Source organism: Geminicoccus flavidas (assembly GCF_009806515.1).
In the GTDB taxonomy this organism is placed as follows: Bacteria; Pseudomonadota; Alphaproteobacteria; order Geminicoccales; family Geminicoccaceae; genus Geminicoccus; species Geminicoccus flavidus.
The window spans coordinates 1-1201 of the sequence record NZ_WUJP01000967.1 but is presented as its reverse complement, the minus strand read 5'-3'; the positions used below and the strand labels follow the sequence as shown (position 1 = coordinate 1201).

Sequence of the window (1201 nt, the reverse complement as noted above, 5' to 3'; positions counted from 1 at the left end):
CCTCGACCCGGGTACGGAGCTGGACGCCGCTGGCGGGGCCCTATCACGGCTTCCTGATCACCCACAACGAGGCGATCTCGATCGCCGACTACTTCACCAGCCGCGACGGCAGCAAGGTGACCTGGCGGCCGACCGTGCACTATGCCTACCATCCGGCCGACGACGCCGTGCTGTCCCTGCACGAGCTGGCCGGCCGGAACTGGCAGGTGCAGCCGGAAAAGCGCCTGATGATGGCCGAGATCACCTCGGGCATCGACGAGCTGGGCGTGCTGCTGATGGGCAATCCGAAGGGCGTGTTCTGGTACGGCTCGCGACTTTCGACCGAGGAGGCCCGGCAGCTGGCACCTTATAACAGCGCTACCTCGCTCCAGGTCGCGGCCGGCGTGCTCGGCGGCGTCGTGGCGGCGATCGAGCGGCCAGAGGCTGGGATGGTCGAGGCGGACGAGTTGGACCACGCCCGGGTGATGGAAGTCGCGCGGCCCTATCTGGGTCCGGTGGTGGGCGTGTGGGGCGACTGGAGCCCGCTCCAGGACCGCAACGTCCTGTTTCCAGAAGAGATCGATCCGAGCGATCCCTGGCAGTTCACCAACATCCTGGTTCGCTGAAGCAGCGTTCAACCGACGACGGGTGCCTCACCTTCTGCGGCATGGAGTAAACCATTTGATGAACGAGAAGCTTGCGCGTGCGGCGCGCGACCTCGACCACGCCACGCCTTGCCTCTTGATCGATGTCGACCGGGTGGAAGCCAACTTTCTGGCCCTTCGCCGCGCGCTGCCCGACACGGCCATCTACTACGCGATGAAGGCCAACCCGGCGCCGGAGATCCTGGCCCGGGTCGCCTCGCTCGGCAGCGCCTTCGACTGCGCGTCGATCCCCGAGATCGAGATGGCGCTGGCGACCGGCGTCGCCCCATCCCGGATCTCGTTTGGCAACACCATCAAAAAGGAGCGCGACATCGCGCGTGCCTTCCAGCTGGGCGTGCCACTCTTCGCCTTCGACAGCCTGGCCGAGCTGGAGAAGCTCGCGCGCACCGCGCCCGGCAGCAAGGTGTTCTGCCGGATTCTGACCAGTGGTGCGGGCGCCGAGTGGCCACTCTCGCGCAAGTTCGGCTGTGCGCCCGCCATGGCGGTGGGTCTCTTGCGGAAGGCCGCTGTTCTAGGCCTCGTGCCCTGGGGAGTGAGCTTCCACGTCGGCTCCCAGC

1 protein-coding gene and 1 pseudogene are annotated in these 1201 nt (G+C 67.1%); both read left to right on the top strand.

The genetic code is table 11. The features are described 5' to 3' along the window. On the top strand, positions 1-605 hold a 605-nt coding region (locus EQG76_RS27740; protein WP_321573521.1), incomplete at its 5' end, for a saccharopine dehydrogenase C-terminal domain-containing protein. Between the two features lie 58 nt (positions 606-663). Then, positions 664-1201, top strand: a pseudogene (locus tag EQG76_RS27735) (type III PLP-dependent enzyme); the annotation flags it as partial.